This is a genomic window from Geothrix sp. PMB-07 (assembly GCF_030758935.1).
GTDB lineage: Bacteria > Acidobacteriota > Holophagae > Holophagales > Holophagaceae > Geothrix.
The window spans coordinates 332,299-357,646 of the sequence record NZ_CP132333.1 but is presented as its reverse complement, the minus strand read 5'-3'; the positions used below and the strand labels follow the sequence as shown (position 1 = coordinate 357,646).

Annotated in this window: 26 protein-coding genes; 16 read left to right on the top strand and 10 right to left on the bottom strand. The window is 67.5% G+C overall.

Features of this window, described 5'->3' with window-relative positions:
* Positions 1–161: 161 nt before the first annotated feature.
* From nuoD to Q9293_RS01550, 4 genes are read right to left on the bottom strand one after another with little or no spacing between them, the layout of a single operon-like run.
* Positions 162–1,334 (bottom strand): NADH dehydrogenase (quinone) subunit D, encoded by a 1,173-nt coding sequence (nuoD, locus tag Q9293_RS01565; protein ID WP_372342186.1) that lies wholly within the window; start codon positions 1,332–1,334, stop codon positions 162–164.
* Between the two features lie 39 nt (positions 1,335–1,373).
* The gene (locus Q9293_RS01560; RefSeq protein WP_306249411.1) at positions 1,374–1,874 is read right to left on the bottom strand and encodes an NADH-quinone oxidoreductase subunit C; all 501 of its coding nucleotides are present in this window, start codon (positions 1,872–1,874) and stop codon (positions 1,374–1,376) included.
* Between the two features lie 11 nt (positions 1,875–1,885).
* A complete protein-coding gene (locus Q9293_RS01555; protein WP_372342172.1) occupies positions 1,886–2,494 on the bottom strand; it encodes an NADH-quinone oxidoreductase subunit B in 609 nt (202 codons plus the stop codon).
* 2 nt (positions 2,495–2,496) lie between these two features.
* On the bottom strand, positions 2,497–2,877 hold the full coding sequence (locus tag Q9293_RS01550) for an NADH-quinone oxidoreductase subunit A (protein WP_306249410.1): 381 nt from the start codon (positions 2,875–2,877) through the stop codon (positions 2,497–2,499).
* Positions 2,878–3,016: 139 nt separating this feature from the next.
* Between Q9293_RS01550 and Q9293_RS01545 the strand changes: the two genes are divergently transcribed.
* The 5 genes from Q9293_RS01545 to Q9293_RS01525 are packed head-to-tail and all read left to right on the top strand — an operon-like array spanning position 3,017 to position 6,508.
* Entirely contained in the window at positions 3,017–3,274 is a 258-nt protein-coding gene (locus Q9293_RS01545) for a phosphopantetheine-binding protein (RefSeq protein WP_306249409.1), read from the top strand.
* A 6-nt stretch (positions 3,275–3,280) separates the two neighbouring features.
* Positions 3,281–3,688 (top strand): 3-hydroxyacyl-ACP dehydratase FabZ, encoded by a 408-nt coding sequence (gene fabZ / locus Q9293_RS01540; protein ID WP_306249408.1) that lies wholly within the window; start codon positions 3,281–3,283, stop codon positions 3,686–3,688.
* The gene (locus Q9293_RS01535) at positions 3,685–4,887 is read left to right on the top strand and encodes a beta-ketoacyl synthase (protein WP_306249407.1); all 1,203 of its coding nucleotides are present in this window, start codon (positions 3,685–3,687) and stop codon (positions 4,885–4,887) included. The genes fabZ and Q9293_RS01535 overlap by 4 nt, the downstream gene beginning before the upstream one ends.
* On the top strand, positions 4,884–5,978 hold the full coding sequence (locus Q9293_RS01530) for a beta-ketoacyl synthase N-terminal-like domain-containing protein (protein WP_306249406.1): 1,095 nt from the start codon (positions 4,884–4,886) through the stop codon (positions 5,976–5,978). Before Q9293_RS01535 ends, Q9293_RS01530 begins: the two co-directional genes overlap by 4 nt.
* Positions 5,978–6,508 (top strand): SPOR domain-containing protein, encoded by a 531-nt coding sequence (locus tag Q9293_RS01525; protein ID WP_306249405.1) that lies wholly within the window; start codon positions 5,978–5,980, stop codon positions 6,506–6,508. Before Q9293_RS01530 ends, Q9293_RS01525 begins: the two co-directional genes overlap by 1 nt.
* 178 nt (positions 6,509–6,686) lie before the next feature.
* On the opposite strand, the gene Q9293_RS01520 is transcribed toward Q9293_RS01525, so the two are convergent.
* On the bottom strand, positions 6,687–8,147 hold the full coding sequence (locus Q9293_RS01520) for an NFACT RNA binding domain-containing protein (protein ID WP_306249404.1): 1,461 nt from the start codon (positions 8,145–8,147) through the stop codon (positions 6,687–6,689).
* A 162-nt stretch (positions 8,148–8,309) separates the two neighbouring features.
* Here Q9293_RS01520 and Q9293_RS01515 point away from each other — a divergent pair, with 162 nt between their 5' ends.
* The 4 genes from Q9293_RS01515 (at position 8,310) to Q9293_RS01500 (ending at position 14,091) form a co-directional block, all read left to right on the top strand.
* A complete protein-coding gene (locus Q9293_RS01515; RefSeq protein WP_306249403.1) occupies positions 8,310–9,767 on the top strand; it encodes a diguanylate cyclase in 1,458 nt (485 codons plus the stop codon).
* A 78-nt stretch (positions 9,768–9,845) separates the two neighbouring features.
* Positions 9,846–11,618 carry a DUF2339 domain-containing protein gene (locus Q9293_RS01510; RefSeq protein ID WP_306249402.1) on the top strand — a complete coding sequence of 591 codons (1,773 nt, stop codon included), beginning with the start codon at positions 9,846–9,848 and terminating at the stop codon, positions 11,616–11,618.
* A complete protein-coding gene (locus tag Q9293_RS01505; RefSeq protein ID WP_306249401.1) occupies positions 11,615–12,820 on the top strand; it encodes a hypothetical protein in 1,206 nt (401 codons plus the stop codon). Before Q9293_RS01510 ends, Q9293_RS01505 begins: the two co-directional genes overlap by 4 nt.
* Positions 12,817–14,091, top strand: coding sequence for a hypothetical protein (locus Q9293_RS01500; RefSeq protein ID WP_306249400.1), 1,275 nt, complete (start codon positions 12,817–12,819; stop codon positions 14,089–14,091). The genes Q9293_RS01505 and Q9293_RS01500 overlap by 4 nt, the downstream gene beginning before the upstream one ends.
* A 5-nt stretch (positions 14,092–14,096) precedes the next feature.
* On the opposite strand, the gene Q9293_RS01495 is transcribed toward Q9293_RS01500, so the two are convergent.
* Both Q9293_RS01495 and Q9293_RS01490 read right to left on the bottom strand, forming a co-directional pair.
* Positions 14,097–14,963: an EamA family transporter gene (locus Q9293_RS01495; RefSeq protein WP_306249399.1), complete on the bottom strand. Its 867-nt coding sequence runs from the start codon at positions 14,961–14,963 to the stop codon at positions 14,097–14,099.
* Between the two features lie 85 nt (positions 14,964–15,048).
* Positions 15,049–15,552 (bottom strand): Lrp/AsnC family transcriptional regulator, encoded by a 504-nt coding sequence (locus Q9293_RS01490; RefSeq protein WP_306249398.1) that lies wholly within the window; start codon positions 15,550–15,552, stop codon positions 15,049–15,051.
* A gap of 119 nt (positions 15,553–15,671) precedes the next feature.
* Here Q9293_RS01490 and kdsA point away from each other — a divergent pair, with 119 nt between their 5' ends.
* The 4 genes from kdsA (at position 15,672) to Q9293_RS01470 (ending at position 18,783) form a co-directional block, all read left to right on the top strand.
* On the top strand, positions 15,672–16,502 hold the full coding sequence (kdsA, locus tag Q9293_RS01485) for a 3-deoxy-8-phosphooctulonate synthase (RefSeq protein ID WP_306249397.1): 831 nt from the start codon (positions 15,672–15,674) through the stop codon (positions 16,500–16,502).
* A gap of 8 nt (positions 16,503–16,510) precedes the next feature.
* Entirely contained in the window at positions 16,511–17,059 is a 549-nt protein-coding gene (locus Q9293_RS01480; RefSeq protein ID WP_306249396.1) for a GNAT family N-acetyltransferase, read from the top strand.
* Positions 17,060–17,091: 32 nt separating this feature from the next.
* A complete protein-coding gene (locus tag Q9293_RS01475) occupies positions 17,092–17,556 on the top strand; it encodes a hypothetical protein (RefSeq protein WP_306249395.1) in 465 nt (154 codons plus the stop codon).
* A gap of 66 nt (positions 17,557–17,622) precedes the next feature.
* The gene (locus Q9293_RS01470) at positions 17,623–18,783 is read left to right on the top strand and encodes a serine hydrolase (RefSeq protein ID WP_306249394.1); all 1,161 of its coding nucleotides are present in this window, start codon (positions 17,623–17,625) and stop codon (positions 18,781–18,783) included.
* A 41-nt stretch (positions 18,784–18,824) separates the two neighbouring features.
* On the opposite strand, the gene Q9293_RS01465 is transcribed toward Q9293_RS01470, so the two are convergent.
* On the bottom strand, positions 18,825–19,685 hold the full coding sequence (locus Q9293_RS01465; protein ID WP_306249393.1) for a bifunctional 5,10-methylenetetrahydrofolate dehydrogenase/5,10-methenyltetrahydrofolate cyclohydrolase: 861 nt from the start codon (positions 19,683–19,685) through the stop codon (positions 18,825–18,827).
* A 72-nt stretch (positions 19,686–19,757) separates the two neighbouring features.
* Here Q9293_RS01465 and nth point away from each other — a divergent pair, with 72 nt between their 5' ends.
* Together nth and Q9293_RS01455 are read left to right on the top strand one after the other, a co-directional pair.
* Complete coding sequence (gene nth / locus Q9293_RS01460; RefSeq protein ID WP_306249392.1) at positions 19,758–21,212, top strand: endonuclease III; 1,455 nt, start codon at positions 19,758–19,760, stop codon at positions 21,210–21,212.
* A gap of 69 nt (positions 21,213–21,281) precedes the next feature.
* Positions 21,282–22,316 carry a TlpA disulfide reductase family protein gene (locus tag Q9293_RS01455; protein ID WP_306249391.1) on the top strand — a complete coding sequence of 345 codons (1,035 nt, stop codon included), beginning with the start codon at positions 21,282–21,284 and terminating at the stop codon, positions 22,314–22,316.
* 70 nt (positions 22,317–22,386) lie between these two features.
* On the opposite strand, the gene Q9293_RS01450 is transcribed toward Q9293_RS01455, so the two are convergent.
* Positions 22,387–22,773, bottom strand: a complete 387-nt coding sequence (locus Q9293_RS01450; protein WP_306249390.1) for a nuclear transport factor 2 family protein — start codon at positions 22,771–22,773, stop codon at positions 22,387–22,389.
* Positions 22,774–22,810: 37 nt separating this feature from the next.
* Positions 22,811–24,580 (bottom strand): cytochrome c biogenesis protein CcdA, encoded by a 1,770-nt coding sequence (locus Q9293_RS01445; RefSeq protein ID WP_306249389.1) that lies wholly within the window; start codon positions 24,578–24,580, stop codon positions 22,811–22,813.
* Between the two features lie 81 nt (positions 24,581–24,661).
* Here Q9293_RS01445 and Q9293_RS01440 point away from each other — a divergent pair, with 81 nt between their 5' ends.
* Positions 24,662–25,348, top strand: coding sequence for an HD domain-containing protein (locus Q9293_RS01440; protein WP_306249388.1), 687 nt, complete (start codon positions 24,662–24,664; stop codon positions 25,346–25,348).

Here is a 25,348-nt window from a genome sequence, read left to right as displayed (position 1 = left end):
GGCGCCTCAGCGATCCAGCTCACCCGCGATGATGCTGACGCCGCACTTCCTGTGCGGCGCCCTTCGGGCTTCGCCTTCGGCAAAGTCGCACTTCGCTCCTGCTTCGTGCTCATGTCACCAAGCCCGGCCGCGGGCTTCGCCCGCACGCCGCCCTCGGCGCCTCAGCGATCCAGCTCACCCGCGATGATGTTCATGGCGCCGAGGACGGCGACGGCGTCGGCGATCAGCCCGCCCTTCACCTGCTCCTCGAAGCTGCTGAAGATGGGGAGGCAGGGGGGACGGACCCGGATGCGGTAGGGGTTCTTGCCGCCATCGCTGACGATGTAGAAGCCCAGCTCGCCGTTGGCGGCTTCGGTGGCGCTGTAGACCTCGCCAACGGGCATGTCCATGCCGTGCATGATGAGCTTGAAGTGGTGGATGAGGCTTTCCATCCGGGTGTAGACCTTCTCCTTGGAGGGCAGAGCCACCTTAGGATCGTCCACCATGACGGGGCCGGGCTCGAGGCGATCCAGCACCTGCCGGATGATGCGCAGGCTCTGGCGCATCTCCTCGGCGCGCACCAGGTAGCGGTCGAACACATCGCCCGTGGTGCCCACGGGGATGTCGAAGTCGTAGGTCTCGTAGCCCAGGTAGGGCTGGGCCTTGCGGAGGTCCTGCGGGACACCCGCCGCGCGGAGACAGGGGCCCGTGTAGCCCCAGCTCACGGCATCCTCAGCACTGATGACGCCGATGCCCTTGGTGCGGTCATGCCAAATGGGGTTGCGGGTGAGCAGGCGCTCCATCTCGTCGATGGCGGCAGTGCACTCCACCAGGAAGCGCTCCGTGGCCGACACGAAGCCTTCGGGAATGTCGCGGAAGAGGCCGCCGATGCGGGTGAAGCTGGTGTGCAGGCGCTGGCCTGCCGCCATCTCGAAGAGGTCGTAGACCGTCTCGCGCTGCTTGAAGAGGTAGAAGAAGGCCGTGAAGGCGCCGATGTCCACCGCGTTCACGCCGATGCACACGATGTGGTCGGCCACGCGGGCCAGCTCCGAAACGAGCACGCGAATCTGCTGAGCGCGCTTGGGGATCTGGATGTCCAGCAGCTTCTCCACCGCGCAGGCGTAGCCCACGTTGTTCATGATGGCGCTGCAGTAGTTCAGGCGGTCGGTGAGGGGAATGAACTGCTGGTAGCTGAGGCTCTCGCCCAGCTTCTCGACGCCGCGGTGCAGGTAGCCCATCTCCGGCGTGGCCTTGGTGATGGTCTCGCCCTGGAGTTCGAGCACGATGCGCAAGGTGCCGTGGGTGGTGGGGTGCGACGGCCCCATGTTGACGATCATCTTGTCGCCGTCGAGCATCTGCCGGGTCATGGCGATGGATTCCATGGTCATCGCTCCCTAGTTCCGTTCGCCGTTGTTATAGGGGGCCGTGCAGCCTTCCATGCAGAAGACATCGCCGCCATCCAGGGGGAAGTCCTTGCGCAGGGCGTGGCCCTGGAAGTCGTCCCAGGTCAGCAGGCGCCGCAGGTCGGGATGGCCCTCGAAGCGGATGCCGAAAAGGTCGAAGACCTCGCGCTCGAACCAGTTGGCGGTCTTGAACTGGGTGGCCAAGGTGGGCAGCGACTGGCCATCGGCCACGGGCACCTTCACGCGGAGGCGCTCCTGGCTGGCCAGGTTCAGCCAGTGGTAGACAACATCGAAACGCTCCTCACGCTCGGGCCAGTCCACGGCGGTGATGTCCACCAGCAGCTGAAAGCCCTCGCGGTGCAGCAGGTCGACTACGGCCAGGAGGTTCTCCTTGGCGATGACGATGGTCTGGTCGCCGCGGAAATCATGCCGGTCGGTGACGGTGCCAGGCAGCTGTGCGTCGATGTGTTCGATGATCGTGGTTTGGATCATGTGCGCCCCGCCTAGAAAATCGTGCCCACGCCGCGCTCGCCGACATCCATCAGCATCTCCCGGATGGTCTGCTGGCTGGTGAGGCCCTTCTCGGCCTGCAGGGATTCCTGCCGCGCCAGGCTCTCGTAGAAGCGCTCGATATGATCCTTGCGCATGGAGAGGGATTCCTTCTCGATCTTCTCCTGCAGCTTCATGACGCCATAGATGATGCTCTCGGGCCGGGGCGGGCAGCCGGGGACGTAAACGTCCACAGGGATGACCCGGTCCACGCCCTGCAGGGTGGCGTAGGTGCGGTACATGCCGCCCGAGGAGGCGCAGACGCCCACGCTGATCACCCACTTGGGCTCGGCCATCTGGGCGTAGATGGTGCGCAGCACCGGCGCCATCTTGTTGGTGATGGTGCCCAGGATCAGCATCATGTCGCTCTGGCGGGGGCTGAAGCGCATGGCCTCGGCACCGAAGCGGCTGAGGTCGTACTTCGACGACATCATGCTCATGAACTCGATGGCGCAGCAGGCCACGCCGAAGGGCATGGGCCACAGGCTGTTCTTGCGGCCCCAGTTGACCACCGCATCCAGGCGAGTGGTCATCACGGCATCGTTGATGTTCATCTCGGCCATGTCTAGCGCTCCCACTCGAAGGCGCCCTTGCCCCAGGCGTAGATGAAGCCCACCAGTAGGGTGGCCATGAAGCTCAGCATGGCTCCGAAGGTCCAGAGGGCGGCTTTGAAGTTCACCGCCCAGGGCAGCAGGAAGGCCGCTTCCACATCGAACAGGATGAAGAGCATGGCCGTGAGGTAGAACTTCACCGAGTATTTGTGCCGGGCGCCCGTTTGAATGGGCGGCACGCCGCACTCGTAGGGCCGCATCTTGGCTTCCTTGGGATTGTTCGGCTTCAGCATGGGCAGCAGCCAGCCCGACAGAACCAGGATGGCAACCGCGGTCACGGCGGCGACCAACATCAGGATCAGGACCGACAGGAAGGGCGATGCGGGATGGGCCATGGCGCTCTCGGGCGGAGGATTCCGCGAAGAAACAGCTTAGCGCCCTTTGGCGGCAGCCGGGCGCTGTCAAGATCACTTGGAACCAGCCAGCCCCACTCCAGGCTAGAATGGCCCCTTCCACCCTTCTGCCGGGAAACCCATGAGCGATCTGAAACTGCGCGTCAAAGAGATGATCATCGAGCGCCTCAAGCTCGAGGGCATGACCCCCGACCAGATCGATGACGACGCCCCCCTGTTTGGCGAGGGCCTGGGCCTGGATTCCATCGACGCCCTGGAGCTGGTGCTGGGCATCGAGCAGGTGTTCGGCGTGAAGATCGAGGACGAGGCCGCGGGCCTCAAGGCCTTCAAATCCGTGCAATCGCTCACGGATTTCATCGCCGAGCACAGCAAGGCCTGAATCCAGATGACCGACATCCCGGCCCACCTGCCGCACCGCTACCCCTTCCTGCTGGTGGACCGTGTCCTGGAGCGGGAACCCGGGGTCCGCGTGGTGGCGGAAAAGCTCGTCACCCAAGGCGAACCCTACCTGCAGGGGCACTTCCAGGGCCACCCCCTGGTGCCGGGCGTGCTGCTGCTGGAGATGCTGGCCCAGGCCGGCGGCTTCCTGGAGGCCGAATCCCTCCATGGCGCCGCCATCTTCCTGGCCGGAGTGCAGGACGCCCGCTTCAAGGCCCCAGCCCTACCCGGTGACCGCCTGCGCCTGGAAGTCCAGGCCGAGGGCGCCTTCGCGGGCCTCATGAAGCTCCGAGGCACCGTGAGCTGCGAGGGGCGCGAGCTCTGCACCGCCTCCCTGCTGGTGAAGCGCCTATGATGCAGCCTTCTCACCGCGTCGTCGTCACCGGCCTGGGGCTGCTGTCCTCCCTGGCCCCAGAGCGGGAAGCCACCTGGGCCGCCATGCTGAAAGGCAAGGATGGCCTGGGGCCCCTCACCCGGTTGACCCTGCCCCTGGAACCCGCCCAGGTGGCGGGCCAGGTGGCCGACGAGATAGGCTTGGCGCCTCTGCGCCACCAGACCCTCTGCGAACACATGGCCCTGAAGGCACTGGAGGAGGCCCTGGAGGGCTACCGATTCCTGGGCGATCCCGCCCGGGTGGGCGTGTTCCAGGGGGCGGGCACCAGCGGCCTGCCGGTGGCCGAGGCCTACTTGGAAGCCCGACTCGCCGGTCGCCGGGGCCAGGCGGCGGAGCCCGCCTACCAGAGCCCCTGCGTGGTCACCGATGCCCTGGCCTGCCGCCTGGGCGCCGAGGGCCCCCGCAGCACCATCATGAACGCCTGCTCCTCCAGCCTCCTGGCCCTGGGCCAGGCCTGGGAGCGCCTCGCTGCCGGGGAGCTGGATCTGGCGGTGGCCGGGGGCGCTGAAAGCCTTTGCCGCACCACCTACGCGGGCTTCTCCTGTCTCAAGGCCGTGGATGCGCAGAAGTGCCGTCCCTTCAGCCGCGACCGCGCAGGCCTGAATCTGGGCGAAGGCGCCGTGCAGATCCTGCTGGAAACCCTGGAGAGCGCCCGGGCCCGAGGCGCCACCATCTATGCCGAAGTGCTGGGCTACGGCGCCAGCATGGACGCCCACCACCCCACGGCCCCGCATCCCGAGGGCGAGGGTGCCGCCCGGGCCATGGGCATGGCCCTGCGCACGGGCCGTCGCGAGGCCGAAGCCGTGGATCTGGTCTCCGCCCATGGCACCGCCACCCCGGCCAATGACGGCGCCGAATGCCTGGCCATCCGCCGGGCCCTGGGCGCGGCAGCCGAGGCCGTGTCGGTCACCAGCACGAAGAGCCAGTTCGGCCACACCCTGGGCTCCGCCGGAGCCTTCGGCGCCGCCGCGGCCATCCTGGCCCTGCGCGACCAGGTGGTGAGCCCCACCCTGCGGCTGGAGGATCCTGATCCCATCTGCGATTTGGACTGCACACCCCTCCAGGCCAAAGAACGCCGGGTGCGGGCAGCCCTGGTGAACGCGTTCGCCTTCGGGGGCAACAACGTGAGCCTGCTCCTCGCCCGCTGGGAGGGTGCATGAGCGCCCCCGACGAACTCGTCATCACAGGCCTGGGCCTGGTGTTGCCCTGCGGCGACGGCGTGGAGGCCGCACGCGCCGGTCTCGCCTCTGGGACATCCTGCTTCGCCGACCTTCCTGAATCCCTGGGTCAGGGTCGCGGTGCGGCCTGCACCGGCTTCAGCGCGGCGGGCATCATCCCGCCCATGCAGCTGCGGCGCCTGGATCGCCCCAGCCGCTTCGCCTGGGTGGCCGCCCACCAGGCCTTCGCCGACGCGGGATTCGATCCCAAGGCCGATGCGAATGGCAGAGACACACGCGTCGCCGTGGCCGTGGGCACCCTCACGGGCGGCAGCGAGGCCAGCGAAACCTTCATGCGGCCCTACCTCCAACGGGGCCCCGAAGGCGCCTCGCCCATGGTCTTCCCCAACACCGTGGCCAATGCCGCCAGCGGCCACCTGGCCCTGGCCTTCGGCCTGAAGGGGCCCAGCGCCACCTTCGTGGACCGGGAGAACGCCACCTTCTCCGCCCTGGAACAAGCCGCACGCTGGATCCATGCGGGCATGGCGGATGTGGCCCTGGTGGTGGGCGCCGACGGCCTCTTCCCGCTGCTGCTCGATCTCTGCGGAGGCGCACGGCTGCTGGATCGGCAAGGCCACCCCGAACTTGGTTCAGGCCGGGGCTTCCTCCCCGGCGAGGGAGCCCAGGCCTTCCTGCTGGAATCCCGGAGTCACGCGGAAGCCCGCGGGGCCAGGCCCCGGGCCCTGCTGCGCAGCCTGGCCTCCCGCTCTGGCGCCAATCCCACCAAAGCGGATGGCCTGTCTGCCCTGCAAAAGGCGGCCGCCCTCCTCGGGCCCTGCCAGCCAGAGCGCCGCGTCGGCGGTGCCAGCGGCTCTCCCCGCCTCGATGCCCTGGAGGCGGGCCTCGCAGAAACCCAGCCCCATTGGCCCACCGCCCACCACCCCAAGCTGCTATGGGGCGAGTTCGGGGGCTCCGGCGGCCAGCTGCTGGCCGCGGCCCTGCTGGAACCAGCCGCCCAGGTGCTGGTGAGCGCCCCTGCCAGCAGCGGTGCCCAGTTCGTGGCCTTGCTCGAAGGCGTTAGGCTGTGTCCGTGATGAACCACCGCGACCAGATCAGCATCGGCAGCCAGTCCATCCTCTGGGTGGCGGGCGTAGGCGTAGGCCTGCTCACGCTGGCCTTCGTGCTCGGCGTGCAGGTGGGCAAGCAGAGTGCGGCGCTGCGACGCCCCGCGCAGAAAGGTGTGGAGGAGGAACTGAAGGATCTGCCCGAGCCCCTCCTGGATCAGCTCAAGGTTTTCGAGGGCGATGGTCCCGACAAGCTGGTGCCCACCCAGAAGGTGGATGCCACCGCCGCGAAGGAACCGGCCAAACCTGAGGCTGCGGCCCCTGAAAAACCTGCCGAAGCGGACACCTGGACCCTCCAGCTCGTGGCCACCGCCGATGCCGCCGAGGCCAAGAAGGCCGCCGACAAAGCCAAGGCCGCCGGTTTCGCCACCACCACCGTGAAGGACAAAGGCCAGCTGAAGGTGCGCCTGGCCAAGCCCGCCGACCGCGCCACCATCGACAAGGCCACCGAGAAGCTGAAGAAGGCCGGCTTCAAACCCTTCGCCGTGAAAGCGGAGTAACCACGAAAAAAGGGTTAACCGCGAATGCCGCGGATTGCCCTCATACCAGGTTGCGTTCAATCCAACAGAAATGGACTTTCACCACCAAGGCGCCAAGAACTGCATGAATAGCGGCTCTGGTTTTCTTGGTGTCTTGGCGCCTTGGTGGTGTTCCTTAGCTTTTGAAGTCAAACCCCTATCAGGGCTTGGGGTACACACGAATCCCCGTCCACTTTTTGAGGATGACTTTTCCGGCTGCGTAGCCGCGCGGTTTGCTGATATCGGCGATGCGGGCGAGGTGCACTTCCACCTTGCCGCCATCACGGGCCTTGCTGTGGTAGGCGGCCAGTTCGGCGGCACGCTCGATGACGGTGCGCGGCAGCTCGCTCAGCTTGTCTGGATTGCGGATCACCACGTGGCTGCCCGGGACGCTGGCCACGTGCAGCCAGAAGTCGAGGTTGTCGGCCACCTTGAAGGTGAGCTGATCGTTCTCCGCATCACCCTTGCCGATGAGCACCTCAAAGCCATCCACCATGACACTGCGGAACGCCGTGCCCTTGCCATCCTTGCGCTTGCCGCCGTCCGCCTGCATCCGTTTCGCCCCCTTCTCCTTGGCCGGGGCCTTCCCCTTCGCCTTCTCCTTTGTTTGTCGCGCAGCAGACAGCTCCGGCGCAAGGCCCTCGGCCTCCAGCGGGGCCCGTGCGGCCCAGGCGGCCCGTTCCCGTGCCAACTCGGCCTCTAACTCAGCCACCCGCGCCAATCCGCGCTCGGCCTTCTTGGCGGCGGTGAACCAGCCCTGCACTGCGTGTTCTGCGGAAGCCCCCTCGGGCAGGGCGACTCGCTCCCCCTCAAGCAACTGCACTTCCCGGGTGGCGCCCTTCAAACGGTAGAGCTCCGCGGACACCCTGCGGGCCAGATCCTTGAGCGGGATCTGCGCTTCGTGCTTGGCCCGGTCTCGGCCCAAGGCCTGGCCCAGGCGATCCAGCCGCGCGGATTCCACCTGCCGTTTGCGCTCCGCCGCCGCCAGGGCGGGACCCAGGATCAGCGACTCCGCGCGAGCTTCAGACCAGGCCCGGTGCCGCTCCAGAAGGCCCCCTTCGCCTTCCAGCACTTCCGGCTCCAGGCCCGCCAGGGCCATGTCGAGCCTGTCGGCCCAGCGTTCCCGCCAGCGGCGGAAGGGTGGCGTGTCTTCCACGGGCTCGGGCGCGGCGGAGGGAAAAGGTGAACCCAGGCCCAGGCGCGGCACTTGGGTATCCAATCCATCCACACGGATGCCGGGGCGGCCTGGAATGGCCTGGAAAGCCAGGCGCAGGGTTTCGAGCCGACCGGTGATGGCGCGGCGCTGGAAGACCAGGCCCAGCCAGCGCTCCCGCGGATCACCCTGGACCTCGCGAAGACGGGCCCCCTGGAACCAGGGGCCCCAAAGTTTGGCGCTGTCCTTGGGCGCCTCGGCCTGCAGGCGCTTCCAGGCCGGGTGCTCCACCGCCAAGAGCCACAGCTCCGGTTTGGGCTGCAACAGCAGCACCCAGCCCTCGGCCTGTTTCCGGCCAGCCCACCTCAAACCCACAGCGCGGCTGGAGGCCCAGACACCATCCAACGGCAAGTCGCCCCGCTCCCGCCCCCAGGCGCGAGCCAACGCCAGCAGCAGCGGCGCTTCCATGGCTAGCGATTCCCTGCGCTCAAAGTCGCGTCCCCTGTCGCTTTTCGATGCCCGCGGTCATGATGGAGGCTCCTCCTGCCCCAGCATCCCACGGGCATGGCATTCCCTCGAGGGCCCGCTGATCTCATGGGCGACACCTCTTGGATCGATAACGTGGAGTCTATGACAAACGCCGCCGCGAATGGTCGCCCATCCCTCCAGGTCCTCCTGGTGGATGACAACCCCATCCAGCTGAGCCTGCTCCGGCACCTCTTCCAGCGCCATGGACACACCACCATCGAGGCCCGCAACGGCGCGGAGGCCCTCATCGTGCTGGCCACGGAGTTCCCGGATGTGGTGGTGAGCGACTGCGTCATGCCGCTGCTGGATGGCTACCAGTTCTGTCGTCTGGTGAAGGATGACCGCGCAACGCGGCACCTGCCTGTCCTGTTGCTCACAGCTCAGGGCACCGGCCTGGCGCGGTTCTGGGCCAAGACCTGCGGCGCCGACCGCTTCCTGGTGAAGGGGCGGGATCTCGATCACGTGGTGGAAGTGGCCGAATCCCTGGCCCGCCTTTCCAGTCGTCCCCGGACCGCCCACGCCACGCCCAAGCTGGCCCAGGAGAACTTCGGGGTGGATGCCATTCAACGGCGCCTGTCCCAGGCCCTGGAACAGCGCCTCGTGGAAACGGCCCTGCGCGACTCCATCGCCCGCCTCTACACCTCGGACCACGACACCCAGCGCCTCATCCAGGGCTTCATCGAGATCCTGCAGGAGCTGGTCCTGCCGGGCGCGCTCATCGTGGCCTACCTGGGCGAAGAGGGTCTGTGGTGCCAGGGGGTGCATGGGTCCTCCACCTCTGAGGAGGATCGGGGGGCTCTGGAGAAGCATGTGGCCGAGCAGGGGCTCTTTCAGCCGCCCAGAGGCTGTCACTGGGAACACGTGGCGGATGATGATGACCGCCGCCGGAGCCTGCGTGACCCCGTGCTCCGCCACTTCTCCGCGGCCACGCCCGGCTACCCGTCTGTGGGTTCCCTTGCGTTCATCACCGAGCGGCGCGCCGCCGAGGAATTTGAACGCCTCTTCGAGATCGCCGCCGAGGAACTGGGCCGCCTGTTGAGCCTGGAGGATTCCCGGCTGCGCCTCTACCACCAGGCCATCCGCGATCCGCTCACCGGCCTCTACAACCGCCGCCACATCCTCGACATGCTGGGCATGGAGCTGAACCAATGCGGCCGGTTTGGACAGGGCGTGTCCATCATGCTCATGGACCTCGACCACTTCAAGGCAGTCAATGACCGCTTCGGCCACGCCGCTGGCGATCAGGTGCTCAGCGTCATGGCCCAGCGCATGGCCTTCGGGCTGCGCAAGGTCGATCAGCTCGGGCGCATCGGCGGCGAGGAATTCCTGGCCTACTGCCCGCAGACCGACCTGGACGGGGCCCGGGCCCTGGCGGATCGCCTGCGCGAGCAGGTGATGATGGATCCCATTCCCGGGCTGCCTGACCATGATCGAATGACGCTGAGCATCGGCCTAGCCATGTGGGAAGGCCCAGAGGACACGATTGAACGCCTGATGGCCCGCGCCGATCTGGCCCTCTACAAGGCCAAGGCCGAGGGACGCAACCGCGTCTGCGGCTGAAACCACGAATGGTGGAACGCCCTTGACAGGGACTTGGCCCTGGCTGGATGATTCCATACGCTTCCGTATGGAGTTCCCATGGAATCCCAAGATCCCCAGGATCCGGCCCTTCCTCCAGACCTGACAGATCGGGTCGCCCGGCTGGAGGCTCAGGTCGCATGGCTGCTCCAACGGCAGCAAGCCGCCGTGGCACCTCAGGCCGCACCGCAACCCGCCGCGCCCAACGCCGCATCCCGCGCGCCGCAGCCCCGTCCGGTGGTGCGCCCCGCCACACCGCGCAAGGAGATTTCTCCCGTGGTGTGGATCGCGGGCATCGGCGCCTCCATCTTCCTGCTGGGGGCCATCTTCTTCTTCCGCTGGGCCATCCAGCAGGGCTGGGTGGGACCGGAGATCCGCTTTGTCCTGGGCCTGCTGGTGGGCGGCGGCATCAGCGCCTTCGCCGCGAAGCTGATCCTGGGCGACAGCCGCCGCCTGGGCATCTCCCTGCTGCTGGCGGGCCTGGGTACCCTGCAGTTCACCTTCCGGGCCGGGGCGATGGAATACCACTTCTATGCGGCGCCCATAGGCCTCGCAGCCACGGCCCTGGTCACGCTGGTGGCCGGTGCCCTGGCCGCGCGGGGCCGCAGCGGCGGCGCCCTCACCGTGGCGCTGGTCTCGGGTCTCATCGCGCCCATCGTCTTCAGCCAGGGCGGCCACCACGAGGTGGCCCTGGCCATCTACCTCGCGGTGCTCATGGCCGCCACTCTGGCGGTGCCCTACCTGGCCCGCAGGGGCGGCACCTGGCACGGCGCACGCTGGACGGCTCTGCTGGGCGTGTGGCTGCTCCTGCTCCCGACCTGCGCCGAAGTCCTCAAGCCTGATGCTGCCCTGCTGGCCCTGCTGCTCGTCCTCCACCTTCTGCTGGCGGGGCTCTGGGCCTGGCTGCCTCGCACCGAAGAAACGCCCGGAACCCCCACGGTGCTGTGGCTGGTGGCCTCCATCCTGGCCACCACCTACGGCTGGCTCATATGGAAACGGATGGACCTCACGGCGGAAACCTTCGCCCTGCCCATCCTCGGCGTGGCAGCCCTCAACCTGGCCCTGGTGAAACCGCTGCGCGAGCGGCTGGATGGACGCCGCGCCGACTGGGGCCTGCTGGCCCTGACGGTGGGTCACCTGGCCCTGGCCGTGCCCGTGGCCCTGGCCTGGCGCTGGGTCGGGCCGCTCTGGGGCGCCTTCGCCCTGGGTCTGGCCTGGGCCTCACTCAAGGCCGAGGACAGCGACTTCGCCGAGGAAGCCGCGGCCCTGCGCTGGCTGGCCGCGGCCCTGGCGCTGGCCACCACCTGCCGCTGGGCCTTCCACGGCGGCGATGTCCTCTTCTTCAGCTACCGGCCCCTCACCCCCTTCCTCAACACTGTCTTCGCCGAGGGTGCCCTGGCTTCTGCTGCCTGGTTCCTGCTTGCGCGGCGCGGCGGTGCCCTGGGTGTGCTCGCCTTCCTGGCCCTGGAAGTCACCGCCAACATCACCCTGGCCTTCGAGGCCAGCCGCCTGGTCCTACAACTCCAAACCCCGGATGTTTCGCTGGGCTACAGCTACGGGCCCACGCGGGCGGCCTCCATCGCCATGACGCTGGTGTGGGCGCTGTCCGGCGCCTGGCAGTGGATCCGCGGCCTGCGCATGGAAGGCAGCGCCCGCCGCGCACTCATGGCCGCAGGCTATGTGTGGATGGGCATCGCCAGCTTCAAGCTCATTGCTGCCGATCTCTCCACGGCCAACACGCCCCTGCGCGCCCTGGCCTTCCTGGGCGTGGGCGCCATCGGCATGGCCGCCGCCATCGTCGCCAACCGCAAGCAGCCCGGGAGCGCCTCATGAGACCCGCCGCTGCGCTGCTGCTCCTGGCCAGCCTGGCCTGTGTCCGCGAGGACCGGGCCGCCTTGCACCGCCGCCCCATCGGTCCCGCGCCCGCCAGTGGCTGGGCCCGCCTGTCCCTGGATGCCGGGGCCCAGCGGCAAATCAAGGAGGCCTGGATCGGCGATGCGGCCGGACGCAGCGTGCCCTTCCTCATCGCCCGCGAAGGTCTTTGGGAATCCCGCTCGCTGCCCCTGGAGCACCTGCTGCTCGGCAAGGATTCCATGGGCCGCCCCACGGCCGAATTCTCGCTGAAGCTGCCCGAGGGCTGGCAGGTGGGTGAACGGGAAAACCTGCGCCTGGAATGGGATCTTCAAGGCACCGCTCCCTGGGTGGCCCAGGTGAAGGCCGAAAGGCAGCGCGACGGCGGTGGCTTCATCGCCTACGATCCCCCTTCGCCGCTGCACCTCTACGACCTGTCGCCCTCCGGCAGTCGGCGTCAGTTGGACCTGCCCTGGGATGGCCACCGCTACCGCCTGACCCTGCTGGCCTCACAGGGCGAAGCGCCTCACATCCGCGGTCTCACAGCCCGCGCCGAAACCCGGCCCGAAGCCCTTGAAACCGAACTGGCCCTGGAGGGCGCCCTCGCACCAGAACCCGGCAAGCCCCACACCTGGCGCCTGAATCTGCCTGAGAGCGAGCGCATCGTCGGCCTCGAACTCCAGCTCGCGCCACCCGTCGCGCCCTTGCAGCCCGAGATTCGCATCGGCGAAGGCCCGGAGGAATTCCGCACCTGGTATGGCAGTGACCTGGTGTGGAACCTTCCGGCCCTCAACACGCGGTCCAGCCGCATCGCCCTGCAGCCCGTGGAGGCGAAGACGCTCACGCTCACCCTGCCCGAGGGCGCCACGCCTCTCAGCGTGCGGGTGCTCGTGCGGCGGCAGACCCTCCTTTTCCCTGCCGAAGCAGGACAGGCCTACGCGCTGCATCTGGGCGGCGAGATCAAGCCCGCACCCGGCAGCCTCGGCGCCCTGCCATCCATCCGCACCCTCGCTGCCACCACACCGCTCGCCCTCGGCCCCAGCCAACCCGACGACCAGGGCATCCCCCACCGGGAAGGCGCCGATCAACGCGCCAGGCCCTGGATGCCCTGGGTGGCCGGATTGGCGCTGCTGATCCTGGGTGGTGTCGCGTGGCGGTTGTTCCAGCAGGAAGAGGCAAAGTGATGCTCAGGGCTCCAGGGAAGCGGGCGCTCCTCGTGGCCCTGTTCCTCCTGGGAGCCGAGACAGCCTGGGGCCAGGCCACCGCGCCGACCAAAGAAGCATTCCGGTCCGTCTACGCCGCCATTTCGAGGGCACTGGATGAGCCTGATCCCCAGGCGGCACTGGCACTGCTCGAGCAGCACACAGCGGTGGTCCAAAAGGATCCGGGCCTGCTGTATCTCAAGGCCATGGCCCTGACACAGGCAGGCCGCAGATCGCAGGCCACCACATGCCTCAGGAAATTAGAGGCCATGGACCCCGGCTTCGAGGCCGCCACCGACCCCGCCTTCAAGGCCCTGCACCTGAAGCTCCAACGACGGCCTGTGGTGGGTTCCATCCGAATCGCGGCGAGCCTGCCCCTGCCGGATCTTTTCCCCGAAGGCGTGGCCGTGGATCCGACCACGGGGCGCACCTTCCTGAGCAGCCTTCTGCACGGAGGGGTGCTGGTCCTGGAGCGCAGCGGCGCCTACCGCTGGTTTCTCGAACCTGACCCCGCCGGCCCCTGGAGCACCTTGGGTTTGAAGATTGATTCCACTCGGCGGCTGCTGTGGATCGCCTCCCAAGGCACACCGGGCCGCGGCGGACTGGAGCCGGGCGCCGCCGAACACTCTGCGCTCCTCGCGGCCGACCTGGACACGGGCCGCGTGGTGCGCCGCGTGCCCTGCACCGCCCCGGGCAAGCACCTCTTCAACGACATGGCCTTGGCGGAGGACGGGACCGTCTATGTCACGGATTCCGAAGCGGGCACCGTGCTCCGGCTGCCGCCGGAGCAGGATCTGCTGGAGGCGCTGCTGCCGCCCGGAACCCTCGGGTACCCCAATGGGATCGTGCTCACCCGCGATGGCCAGGGCCTGCTGGTGGGCGCCCAGGGGCCCGGGCTGTACCGGCTCTCCCTGGCGGACCGCGGTCTCATCGACATCCAGATTCCTCCGGGCCTGCATCTCCAGGGCATCGACGGACTCAGCCGGTACGGCCACAAGCTGGTGGGCGTGCAGAACGGTCTCGCTCCGGGACGCGTTGCGCTCCTGGACCTGAACGAAGGCGAAACCGCGTTGCGCTCAATCAAGGTGCTGGCGGCGGGCCATCCCGGCCTGCGTGGGATCCCCACCACCGGCGCCGTTGTGGGGACGGCCTTCCGCTTCATCGTCAACAGCCAGATCACACTCCTTGAAGAGAAGCTCCCCCATCCGGCCCCCGCAAACTTCCTCATCGCCGACGTGCCCTTGCCCCGCTGACGCGTCTACTCAACCGGAACGGCCACCCTCGCCCTGAACTGCACCAGCGCCACAGCCGCGAAGATGACGGCCATGCCAACGGCCTCGCGCAGCCCGAAGGGTTCGTGGAGGATCGCCGTGCCGAGCAGGACCGCCACCAGGGGATTCAGGTAGGCATAGGTGCCCATCTTCGCCGGGGGCCAGGCCTTGGCCAGGTAGATGTAGGCGGAGAAGGCGAGCATGGAACCAAACAGTGCCAGGTAGCCCACTGCGTAAAGCGCCTTGTGGATGAGAGGCCCCCGCAGGAACCCGCCCGTGAGCGGCGCCACCAGAAGGCCGATGACCGCGGCCGTGGCCATCTGGATGCCCACGTTGGTCATCAGCCCGCCGCCGTGGACGAAGTGCTTGCCGTGGAGCGTGCCCCAGGACCAGATGAGCGGCGCGGCCACCATGGCCACCAGGCCGCCCGTGTGGATGCGCACGCCGCTGCTGGGCCACACCAACACTGCCACTCCCGCGATGCCCAGCGCAATGCCCACCCAGCCCTTGGGGCCGAGGGGCTCTTTGGCCATGGTGAACACGGCGAGCCAGAGCGGCACCAGCGCCGCCATGACCGCCACGGGGCCCGTCGAAACATGCAGCTCCGCGTAGGAAACCAGGGCGTTGGAGCCGCCCAGCAACAGGGCACCCACCACCATGAGATGGCCCACCTCACGGAGTGGCGGCAGCGGTTCGCGGCGCACCCGGCCCAGGCCCAGGGCCAGCACCGAAGCCACCGTGAAACGAACGGCCACCATGCCATAGGGTGTGAAGGATTCCAGCCCCAGCGCGATGGCGAAATAGGTGGAACCCCACACCACAGCCACTGTCAGGTAGGCCAGCCAGGCCAGCATCAGGCCCCGTCCAGGGCGCGCTCAAGCTCCACGTCGGGGCCCGCAAAAATCACGGCGCGGGAGGGTCGTTGCAGGATGGCCGCGATCACTTCTTGATCTTCTTCGCAGCGTTCTCAATGGGGAAGGGGCTCGGCCCGGCCTTCTCCCAGTGGGTCTCCAGCACCATGGTGGTGCGGGTGGTGACCATGGGGCCCAGCACGCGGATGCGGCGCAGGCGCTCGGCGATGCCCGCCGGAGTATCCGCCACGATCTTCAGCAACAGCGCATCCTCGCCCGCGATGGTGTGGGCCTCCAGGATGTCCGGTTCGTCTTCGAGGGCCTTGATGAAGCGTTGCTCGATACCCTCGTTGTTGTCCTTGTAGCGCACCGCGACGAAGGCCACCGTGGGTTTGTTCACGGAAGCGGGCGTCACCCGCGCCGCGTAGCCGCCCAGCACGCCATCGGCCTCCAGGCGCTTCACGCGGTCGATGATGGTGGGGCGGCTCACGCCCAGGCGCTCGGCCAGTTCCGCATGGCTCATGCGGCCCTCTTGCTGGAGCAGGGCCACCAACCGCCGGTTGAGGTCGTCTTCCATCAGCAGCTTCGCCATGAGTGGCTCCAGGCAAAAGGCGGGGGATCCCCTTTGCACATTATGACAGCGGAACACCGAACACCGGTGACAACCCGTCAATGGGCCCAACGGGGGTTAAACTTGTGACCGAGGTAACCATGGATTTCGCCCGCCCCTTCACTGACCAGAGTTTCTTCCTCATTGCCGGGCCCTGTGTCATCGAGAGCCGGGAGCACGCCCACCTCATGGCTTCGAGCCTGCGGGACCTGGCCGAGGCCCGGGGCATTCCTTTCATCTACAAATCCAGCTTCGACAAGGCCAACCGCACCAGTGGCGGCAGCCACCGCGGCCCCGGCATGGCCGACGGCCTCGACATCCTCGCCGAGGTGCGCAGCCGCTACGGTGTGCCTGTGCTTACCGACGTGCATGAGAGCGACCAGTGCGCCCCCGCTGCTGAAGCCGTGGACGTGCTCCAGATCCCCGCTTTCCTCTGCCGCCAGACGGATCTGCTTGTGGCCGCCGCCGCCACGGGCCGCACCGTGAACCTGAAGAAGGGCCAGTTCCTGGCGCCCTGGGACCTCAAGCACGGCGTGGAGAAACTCCAGTCCGTCCCCGGCCATGGCCCGGTGTGGGTCACCGAGCGCGGCTCCAGCTTCGGCTACGGCAACTTGGTGGTGGATTTCCAGAGCTTCCCTCACCTGCGCAAGACCGGCTGCCCGGTGATCTTCGACGCCACCCACAGCGTGCAGAAACCCGGCGCCCTCGGCAACGCCACCGGCGGCGCCCGGGAGATGATTCCCACCCTGGCCCGGGCTGCCTCGACGGTCGTTGATGGCTTCTTCTTCGAGGTGCACGAGTGCCCCGAGAAGGCCCACAGCGATGGGCCCAATGCCATGCGGCTGGAAGAGTTCGGCGGCCTCCTCGACCAGCTCCTCGTGCTGTGGCGCGCGGGCCGTGCCGCGGCGCTGCAGGATGCCGCGGGCAAGTAGGAGGGGCCATGGCCGAAGTCCTCAAGGCTGGCCGCGGCCTGGAACTGCGTCCGCTCAACCTGCGTGATGCGCGGGCCCTCTTTGCCTTGGTGGAGACCAATCGCGAGCGGCTGCGACGCTGGCTGCCCTGGCCCGATGCCAACCGCAGCGTGCTCGACTCCCGGGCCTTCATCCTCCGGGTGCGGGCCCAGGCCCGGCTGGGCGCAGCCCAATCCTTCGGCCTCTGGTGGAAGGAGCGGCTGGTGGGCATTGCGGGATTTGTCTGGATCGATTCCGCGAATCGCAGCGCCGCCATCGGCTACTGGCTGGACCAGGAAGCAGAGGGGCACGGTCTCATGACCGCCTCGGTATCGGCCCTGCTCCGCCACGGCTTCCGCACCCTGAAGCTCAACCGCATCGAAATCCGCGCGGGCGTCCGCAACCGCCGCAGCCGGGCCATCCCCTTGCGCCTGGGCTTCCGCCACGAGGGCACCCTCCGGCAGACCGAGCGCCTGGGCGACCGCTTCGTGGATCACGCGGTCTATGGACTTCTGGCTTCAGAATGGCGGGCCCGCTAAACCGCTTTCCGCAGAACGCGGTAGACCAGGCCATGCGACGCCTCCAGCCCCTGCTCCTTCTGTCCGCCCTGCCCCTCTGCGCGATGTCCCTATCCGCCCAGGCGGCCATGGTCTCGGTGATCCGCCAGCCCAAGGCCACCGCTGCGGAATTCACCACACCCATCACCGAGATCGAACTGAAGAACCCCGGCGACCTTTCCCGTATTCATGTGGGCGTCGGTCTGGGCCTGCGCCACTGGGATGACGGCAGCAACGCCTTCCGCTTCATCGCCGATGCCAATGCCACGGCCGATAAGACCTTCATCGCCCTGGGCGCCGTGGCCGAAGTGCCTTCGGGGGATGGCGCCTACATCGGCCCCCGGCTGCGCGTAGGCTGGGCCTTCCACCCCAACTGGGCCCTCAGCGTCGAAGGCGAGCACCTGGAGAAGCCCTTCGCCAGCGGTCTGACACCACGGCGCCGCAGCAACCTGGGGCTGGCGCTCACAGCCCGGTTTTAAACACCACCTGAATGACCGTCCAGAGAATCGCCGGGACAGGTGAAGGCCATTCAAGGATCATCAGGCATGACCCAACCCGCGCGCAGAGGCGTTCGACGTTTCCTCCGGCTGGCCCTGGCCTGCGTGGGGCTTTGGCTCCTGTGGGTTTGCCTGCTGCGGCCGATATCTCCGCGCGTGGGGCCTGCCCCTGCGGCCGTTGCGGATGGCTGGAGCCTCGGCAGCCTGCAGCAGGCAGGCCTCAACCCAGCGCAGCTTACGCAGGTGGCCAATCGCCTGTTCGAGAAGAGGCTGAATGTGCACAGCCTGCTCATCGAGCGCCACGGCTGCCTGGCGGCCGAGTACTACCAGGGCGGCACCGACAAGTCGGTGTACTCCCTGCTGCCCTCCCGGCACCGTTTCGGGCCCCGCGACAAGCAGGATGTCCGCTCCATCGGCAAAAGCATCACGAGCCTCCTCTACGGCCTGGCACGCGAGCAAGGGAAGGTACCTGCCGTCGAGACGACCGTGTGGGCGGCCTTCCCGGAACACGGCAACCGCAGGACCGCCGCCAACCAGGCCATCCGCATCGAGGACCTCCTGAACATGACCAGCGGCCTGCAGTGGCAGGAAGGCAAGCCGGGCCCCAACGATGAGCTGCGACTGTTTTGGAAAAGCGACCTTGTGGATTTTGTCCTGAGCCACCCCCAGGCCGCCGTGCCGAACACCTGCTTCAACTACAACGGCGGCGGCACCGCGCTGCTGGCGGAGCTCATCCGACGGGGCACCGGGCAGTCCCTGGAGCAGTACGCCGACGAGATGCTGTTCCGCCCCCTGCAGATCGAGGATTGGGCCTGGGTACCTGATGTGCACGGACGCGCCATGGCCTTCAATGGGCTGCGCCTGCGGCCCCGCGACCTGCTCAAGGTCGGTCGCCTGATGCTGAACCACGGAGCCTGGCAGGGCCGCCAGCTCGTGCCGCAGGCCTGGATCGCCCAGTCGATGACGCCGCGCTTTGACACGGATGTGCGCGATTATCGCTATGCCTACCAGTGGTGGCACGGCACCGCCACCTGGCATGGCCAGCGCATCGATTGGCACGCTGGGTTCGGCAACGGCGGGCAGCGCCTCTACGTCGTTCCCGCCCTCGATCTGAGTGTGGTCACCACCGCTGGGGCCTATGACGAACTGCCCACGGCCATCCGCGTCAACGACCTCATTCAGGAAGTCGTCGACGCAGTGGAGAACTAAGGACCTGCCCTCGGCTACCGGGCTTTCCTTTGGGAACGGACTCAGCCCAGGCCCGCCGCGTAGGTGAGGTTCAGCAGGGCCATGGCGCGGGTGACCTTGCCCACGCTGTTCTTGGTGGTGTCGGTGTAGGGGATGCCGCGGGCCTCGAGGGCCTCGTAGTCGAAGTTGCCGTCGCCGCTGAGGTCGAAGCAGAGGGCTCCGTTCTTGATCCAGTTGGTGTTGATCTGGTAGCCCGGCGCGGGCACGGCGCTGACGATGACATCGGCCATGCGGATGAAGCCTTCCAGGTGCTCCTTGTTGGTGGCCGCGTGGCAGAGGATGGGGGTGCCCTTGAGGTTGGCCACCATGGCCGTGAGGGGACGCCCGATGCGCAGGCTGTCGTTGATCACCAGCACGGTCTTGCCCGCCAGCCAGGCCTCGCCGAAGCCGCGCTTCAGCGTCTTCACGATGGCCCGCGCCGTGCAAGGCGTCATGCAGCGGTGCTGGGTGCCATCGTCCATGCGCTTCCGGTACTTGTTCAGGAAGCCGATGTTGATGGCGTGCAGGCCCTCGATGTCCTTACCCGGATCCACCAGGTCCATGACCTCGTCATCCTTGATCTCGGCGTAGCGCAGAGGATAGAAGATGAATACCCCATGGGTTTTCTCGTCCTGGTTGAGCCGCGCCACGAGCTTCACCATCTGCATGCCGTTCTCCACACGGAGATCCGCCGCGTTGATGCCCACATCCTCGCAATCCTTCATGAGCCAGCGCTGGTAGGTGACGCTGCCTGCATCCTCGCTGCCGAGGATGACGCCCAGGCCCGGCGCGAAGCCCAGCTTCTTGATGTTGGTGCGCACCAGATCCAGGTAGTGGCGGGCGGTTTCCTGGCAGTCGAGCTTCCCGGACAGCGTCGTGGGCATGAATCACCTCAATTTCGTAGTCTATCGAATCCTGCTCAACTCATCGGCATGGGGCTCTCTTATGCTGATTCCATGAGCCCAGCCAAGTCCAAGTCCAGCCTCAAGACGGGCGATCTCCAGCGGCTGCTGCGGGCCGCCTACCCCGACGCCCGCTGCGCCCTGGATCACCAGGATCCCTTCCAGCTGGTGGTGGCCACCATCCTCAGCGCCCAGTGCACGGATGCCCGGGTGAACCTCACCACCCCGGCCCTGTTCGCCCGCTTCCCGGATGCGGCCAGCCTCGCGAATGCCCGGGTGGAGGAGATCGAAGCCCTCATCCGCTCCACAGGCTTCTACCACAACAAGGCCAAGAACCTGCTCGGCCTGGGCCAGGCGCTGATGGCGCGGCACGGCGGCAAAGTCCCCTCCGATCCCGCCGAACTGGGTGCCCTCCCGGGCGTCGGTCAGAAGACCGCGAACGTGGTGCTGGCCAACGCCTTTGGTGTGCCCGCCTTGGCCGTCGACACCCACATCTTCCGCGTAGCACGGCGCCTGGGCCTGTCCAAGGCCACCACCCCCGAGAAGGTGGAAGCGGACCTCTGCCGCCTCTTTCCGCGCGAGGACTGGATCGAGCTCCACCATCAGCTCATCTTCCACGGCCGCCGCGTCTGCGATGCCCGCCGCCCAGACTGCGCTGGCTGCTCCCTGCTCGACCTCTGTCCCACGGGATTGGGCAAAATCAAAGATCCGCACACAGGCGTGAAGCTCGACGTGGTCGCGCCGCATCTGCCCACCACCGCGTTCACGCAGCAGACGCCCAGCACCGACGGCCCTCAGCGCATCGTGAGCCTGGTGCCCTCGGTTACGGAACTGCTGGTGCAGTGGGGCCTCGGCGCCCGCCTGGTGGGTCGCACCCGCTACTGCATCGAGCCGCGCTGGATCCGCAACACCGTGCCCACCGTGGGCGGAACCAAAGATCCCGACCTGGAGCGCATCCGCGATCTGGCGCCGGATCTGGTGATCCTTGAACGGGACGAGAACCCCAAGGCCGTGGCCGAGGCGCTGACCACCCTGGGCCTGCCCTGGCTGGCCCTGGAAATCCGCACCGTGAAGGACTGCATCGCAGGCCTGCGCCAGCTCGGCGAACGCCTCGGCGTACCTGATCTGGGTGAAGCCCGCGCTGCCGCATTGGAGGCTCGCCTGAAGGGGCGCCGCCGCAAGGGCGCCCGGGCCATCGCCATGATCTGGAAGGATCCCTGGATGACCTCGGGCCCGGATACCTACATCGGCGATCTGCTGCGCCAGGGTGGACTCACGCCCATCGGCCCCGACCGCTATCCCGTGCTGTCGGACGAGGAACTGGAACAGCTGGCGCCGCAGGTGATCCTCCTGCCCACGGAGCCCTACCGCTTCAACCGCCGCCACCAGGCCGACCTGAAGAAGCGCTTCCCCAAGGCCCTCGTCCACCTGGTGGATGGGCAGACCCTGACCTGGTATCTGAGCCGCACGGAAGAAGGGTTGGATTTGGTGGAGAGCCTACACGGGTAACCGAAGCGGGCATGGGCATCGGCACTTGAGGTATCCTCAAGCCTTGCCGGAACCTCCCTCGGAGCTCCCATGCTGCTCGCCCTGCCCACCCTCCTGCTCTGCCTTCCGACGCTCCAGGCGCCTGCGCCCGTTCCGGCGCCTCAGGCCGTGCTGGATGCGGCCCGCGCCAAGGCCAAGTCTGTGAGCGAGGCTCGGGCCGCCTTCGTCAAATCCGGCGGCAACACGAAAGATTTCAAGGGCGATTGCTCCAAGGAGCTGACCGACCTGGAGGCGCGCCTGGCCGCCGAGAAGCGGCCTGAGGTCCGACAGGCCCTGCTGGTGAGCCGCCTCTTCCACCTTCAACTCGCCAAGGGCACCCCGACCGCGGAACAACTGGACCAGACACTCCGCGAAGTTCCGTCCACCTCGTCCTGCTGGACCCTCGATGCGGGTCTGCTGGCGACCCGCGCTGAGAAGGATCCCCGGACCTGGGGCCCCTATGTCGCGGAAGCCCGCGCCAAACATCCGGATGCGGGCCTGCGCCGCACCCTGCTCTTCGAGCAGTTCCTGGGCCGCCTGGATGCCGGTGATGAAGCGGGCTGGCAGGCGGCCATGGCCGACATCAAAGCCCAATTCCCGCCCCTGGCTGAACGCGCCCAGGCCTTCCTGGATGCCGAAGCCAAGACGGCTCCGGGCAAGCCTGCTCCCGCCTTCACCGTGAAGGCGCTGGGCGATCCCAAGACCACGTACACGCTCGACAGCTTCAAAGGCCGCTACGTGCTCATCGATTTCTGGGCCACCTGGTGCCCCGACTGCCGCGTCGAACTGCCCGCCCTGCACGCCGCCTGGGCCAAGCACCAGTCGGCCTCGCTGGATTTCCTGTCGCTGTCCTTCGACCGCCGGGTGGAACACATCGCGCCCTTCCGCCAGCAGGCCGCCACACCCATGCCCTGGAAGCACGCCTTCATCGAGGAGGGATTCCAGAGCCCGCTGGCCGAGGCCTTCGGCGTGAAGAGCATCCCCAAGGCCCTCCTCATCGGGCCAGACGGGAAGATTGTTGCCAGCGGCGCCCAGCTGCGCGGCGCCAACCTGGAGAAGACGCTGGCGAAGGTTCTGGGGAACTGAATCCGCTGCGCGGATTCAGAGAGGGCCCGCTTTTGCGGGCCCTTTTCGTTTGGAGACCCATCGACCTCGCTCAATCCATGGGCACGATGCCTTCGCGGTCCACGAACACCAGCAGCCTTGAGATGAGCCCCTCGGCATTGAACTCGAACACCATGATGGAGGTCACCAAGTAACGTCCGAGACCACGGTCCGGAAGCCGCACTGTCATCTCTGTGGATACCGCGGTGCTACCGGGCATTGAAATGAAGCGGTGCCGGAGGATACGTGTTTCCAGGACGCTGGGGAGCAGATCCACGTGATAGGCGCGGAGGCCGCCACGGCCCCGGATGGGATCGGGATGCGTGTTGGCCCGCAATTCGACATCTTCGGTGAAGCAGGCGGCGAGGGCATCCAGGTCCTCCTGCTGCCAGGCCCGGTAATAGGGTTCGATCTCCGGAGGAACCTTGATGGATAGCATGGCGAACTCCGTCCTCCCGGTCGGGCCGGAGGAGGTTCTATCGAGCGGCTTCGGCATTTCCTTGAAGAAAGGCCTTCATGGTCTCGGGTTTCTGGAAGCCCAGGCTCCGGCGCAGTTCCCTCCCCTCGCCATCCAGAAGGATGACGGTGGGGTAGCTGCGGATCTGCAGCTTCGCGGCCAGGTCCTTCCGCTTGGCGTCGGTGTCGATGCGGATGGCTACGGCGTTCTGGGCCAGCCACTGTTTGACGCCCGCCTCGGGCCAGGTCTTCTCATCCAGTTCCTTGCACTGGGCACACCACTCCGCGTAGATGTCCACCAGCACCACCTTGTGCTCGGCCTTGGCCTTGGCCAGAGCGCCTTCCAGATCCTGTTCCATCCAACCGCCGTGCTCTTCCTTGGCGGCAGCGGCAGCACCCCCACGCGGCAGCAGCTCCACCGAGAGGAAGCTCTCGACCATGCGGACCGACAGCAGGGCGCCTAGCACCAGCATCAGGATGGCCAGCGCTTTCCGGAACTGGCCCACCATGTCGTCCGCAGCCTCGAAGAGTCCGAAAACCGCCGAGCCCGCCAGCATCACGAAGGTCCACATGGCGTCGTTGGCCCAGGCGGGCACGATGAGTCGCACATTCCAGGCCGCGAAGCCCAGCACGATCAGGCCCATGATCTGCTTGAACCGGGTGAGCCACTCGCCGCTCTTGGGCAGGCCCGCAGAGAAGGTGCCCACCGCCAGGAACAGCACGCCCATGCCCAGGGAGAACACGAAGAGCTGAAGGCCGCCGAGCCACACGATGCCCTGCTGCGCGATGCCCACCAGCACCGCGCCGATGACGGGCCCCACGCAGGGCGCCGACAGCGGCCCCAGCACCAGACCCATGAGAAAGGCGCCGCCGAAGCCCTTGCGGGAGCCGTCGCCCTGCAGCTTCATGGCGAGGCTGGGCGGCAGCGCGATTTCAAAGGCCCCGAACAGGGAAAGGGCAAAGGCCGCGAAGAGCAGCGACACGGGAATGAGGAAGGCCGGTTTCTGGGCGAAGGCGCCAAAGGCCGCGCCGCTCTTGGCCGCCAGCACGCCCAGGGTGGTGTAGGTCACCGCCATGCCCAGGACAAGCACCGCGGAGAGCGCAAAGCCCCGGGCCTTGCCGCCGCCCTTGGCGCCGACGATGGCCATGGTGATGGGGATCATGGGATAGACACAGGGCGTGAGCGAAGCACCCATGCCCGCGAGGAACACCAGCAGCAGGGACCAGATCAGGCCTGGGTGCGAGGGCGAAGCAGGCGTGGGTGTTCCCGGCGCAGGCGAAGGGGGCACTCCGCTGACGGTCGCAGACACCGGTGCTGGCTGCGCCTCGGCCTTGGCGGCTTCCGGCGTGTTCCCCGCAGGCAGCACCGCAGCTTTGGGCCCCGGGATGTCCGCGGCCTTCACCTCCAAGGTCCGCGTGGTGGGCGGGTAGCAGACGCCGCCTTCGCCTTCGGTGCAGGGCTGGTAAGTCACCTGCAGCTTGACTGCGCCGGAGAGGCCCTCCCCGCTCACAGGCACCTTCACCTGGCCATGCCAGATGCCATCGCCGATTTCATCCTTGGCCGTGGTGGGCGGCAGCTTGCCCATCTTCAATGTGCCGGACCCTTCCTTCTTCACCACCTCCATGAAGGCCGCCTTCAGGTGTGCCCCCGAAGGTACGCCGACCACCACGGAGCCCTTCTCGAAGCGCAGAGAGACATCCTTCACAGGGTCAAAGGAAGGATCCGCCCGCTGGGCCCAGGCCGTCACGGCTAGGGTAAGGCTCAGCAGAAACGAATTGAGGGCACGCATGGGGCCTCCAGGCCGGAATCCCCTAGTCTAGCTCGTATGACGATACATGCATCCGCTCTCTGGAGCCGGTAGCCTGGAAGCATGTCGCACGCTTTCCCCTTCCCCTGGTTCAAGCCGCTGCTGGCGCGCTTGCGCGAGCATCTGGCCACCGAACCCTTCGCCCGGGACGCGGCGCACGACCTGGGCCACATCCTGCGCACGGCCCGGTTGGCCGAAAGAATGGCCGAGGAGGAGGGCGCCGACGTGGAAACCTGCGTGGCCGCGGCCCTGCTGCATGACCTCGTCTACCGGCCCAAGAACCATCCCGAATCGCCGCTCACCGCCCAGATGGCCGCAGAGCTGGTGCCCCAGTGGTGCCGGGAGACCGGGGGCCTGGAGCACCGCGCCGAGGCCGTGGCCTCCACCGTGGAAAGCCACAGCTGGAGCGGCGGCGGCACCCCCGCCACCCTGGAGGCCTCCGTGGTGCAGGATGCCGACCGCCTGGAAGCCCTGGGTGCCATCGGCGTGGCTCGGGTCTTCGCCACGGGCGCCAGCTTCGGCGCGGGCCTCTGGCACCCGCTGGATCCCTGGGCGGAAAACCGCGAGCTGGATGACAAGGCCTGGAGCCTCGATCACTTCGAGAAGAAGCTGCTCAAGCTGGCCGCAGGCATGAAGACCGCCGCCGGCCAGCGCCGCGCCATTCAGCGCGAACGCACCATGCTGGCCTACCTGGAGGCCCTGCGCGCTGAACTGGGCCATGATCTGCCCGCCCCGCCAGTTAGATCTTAA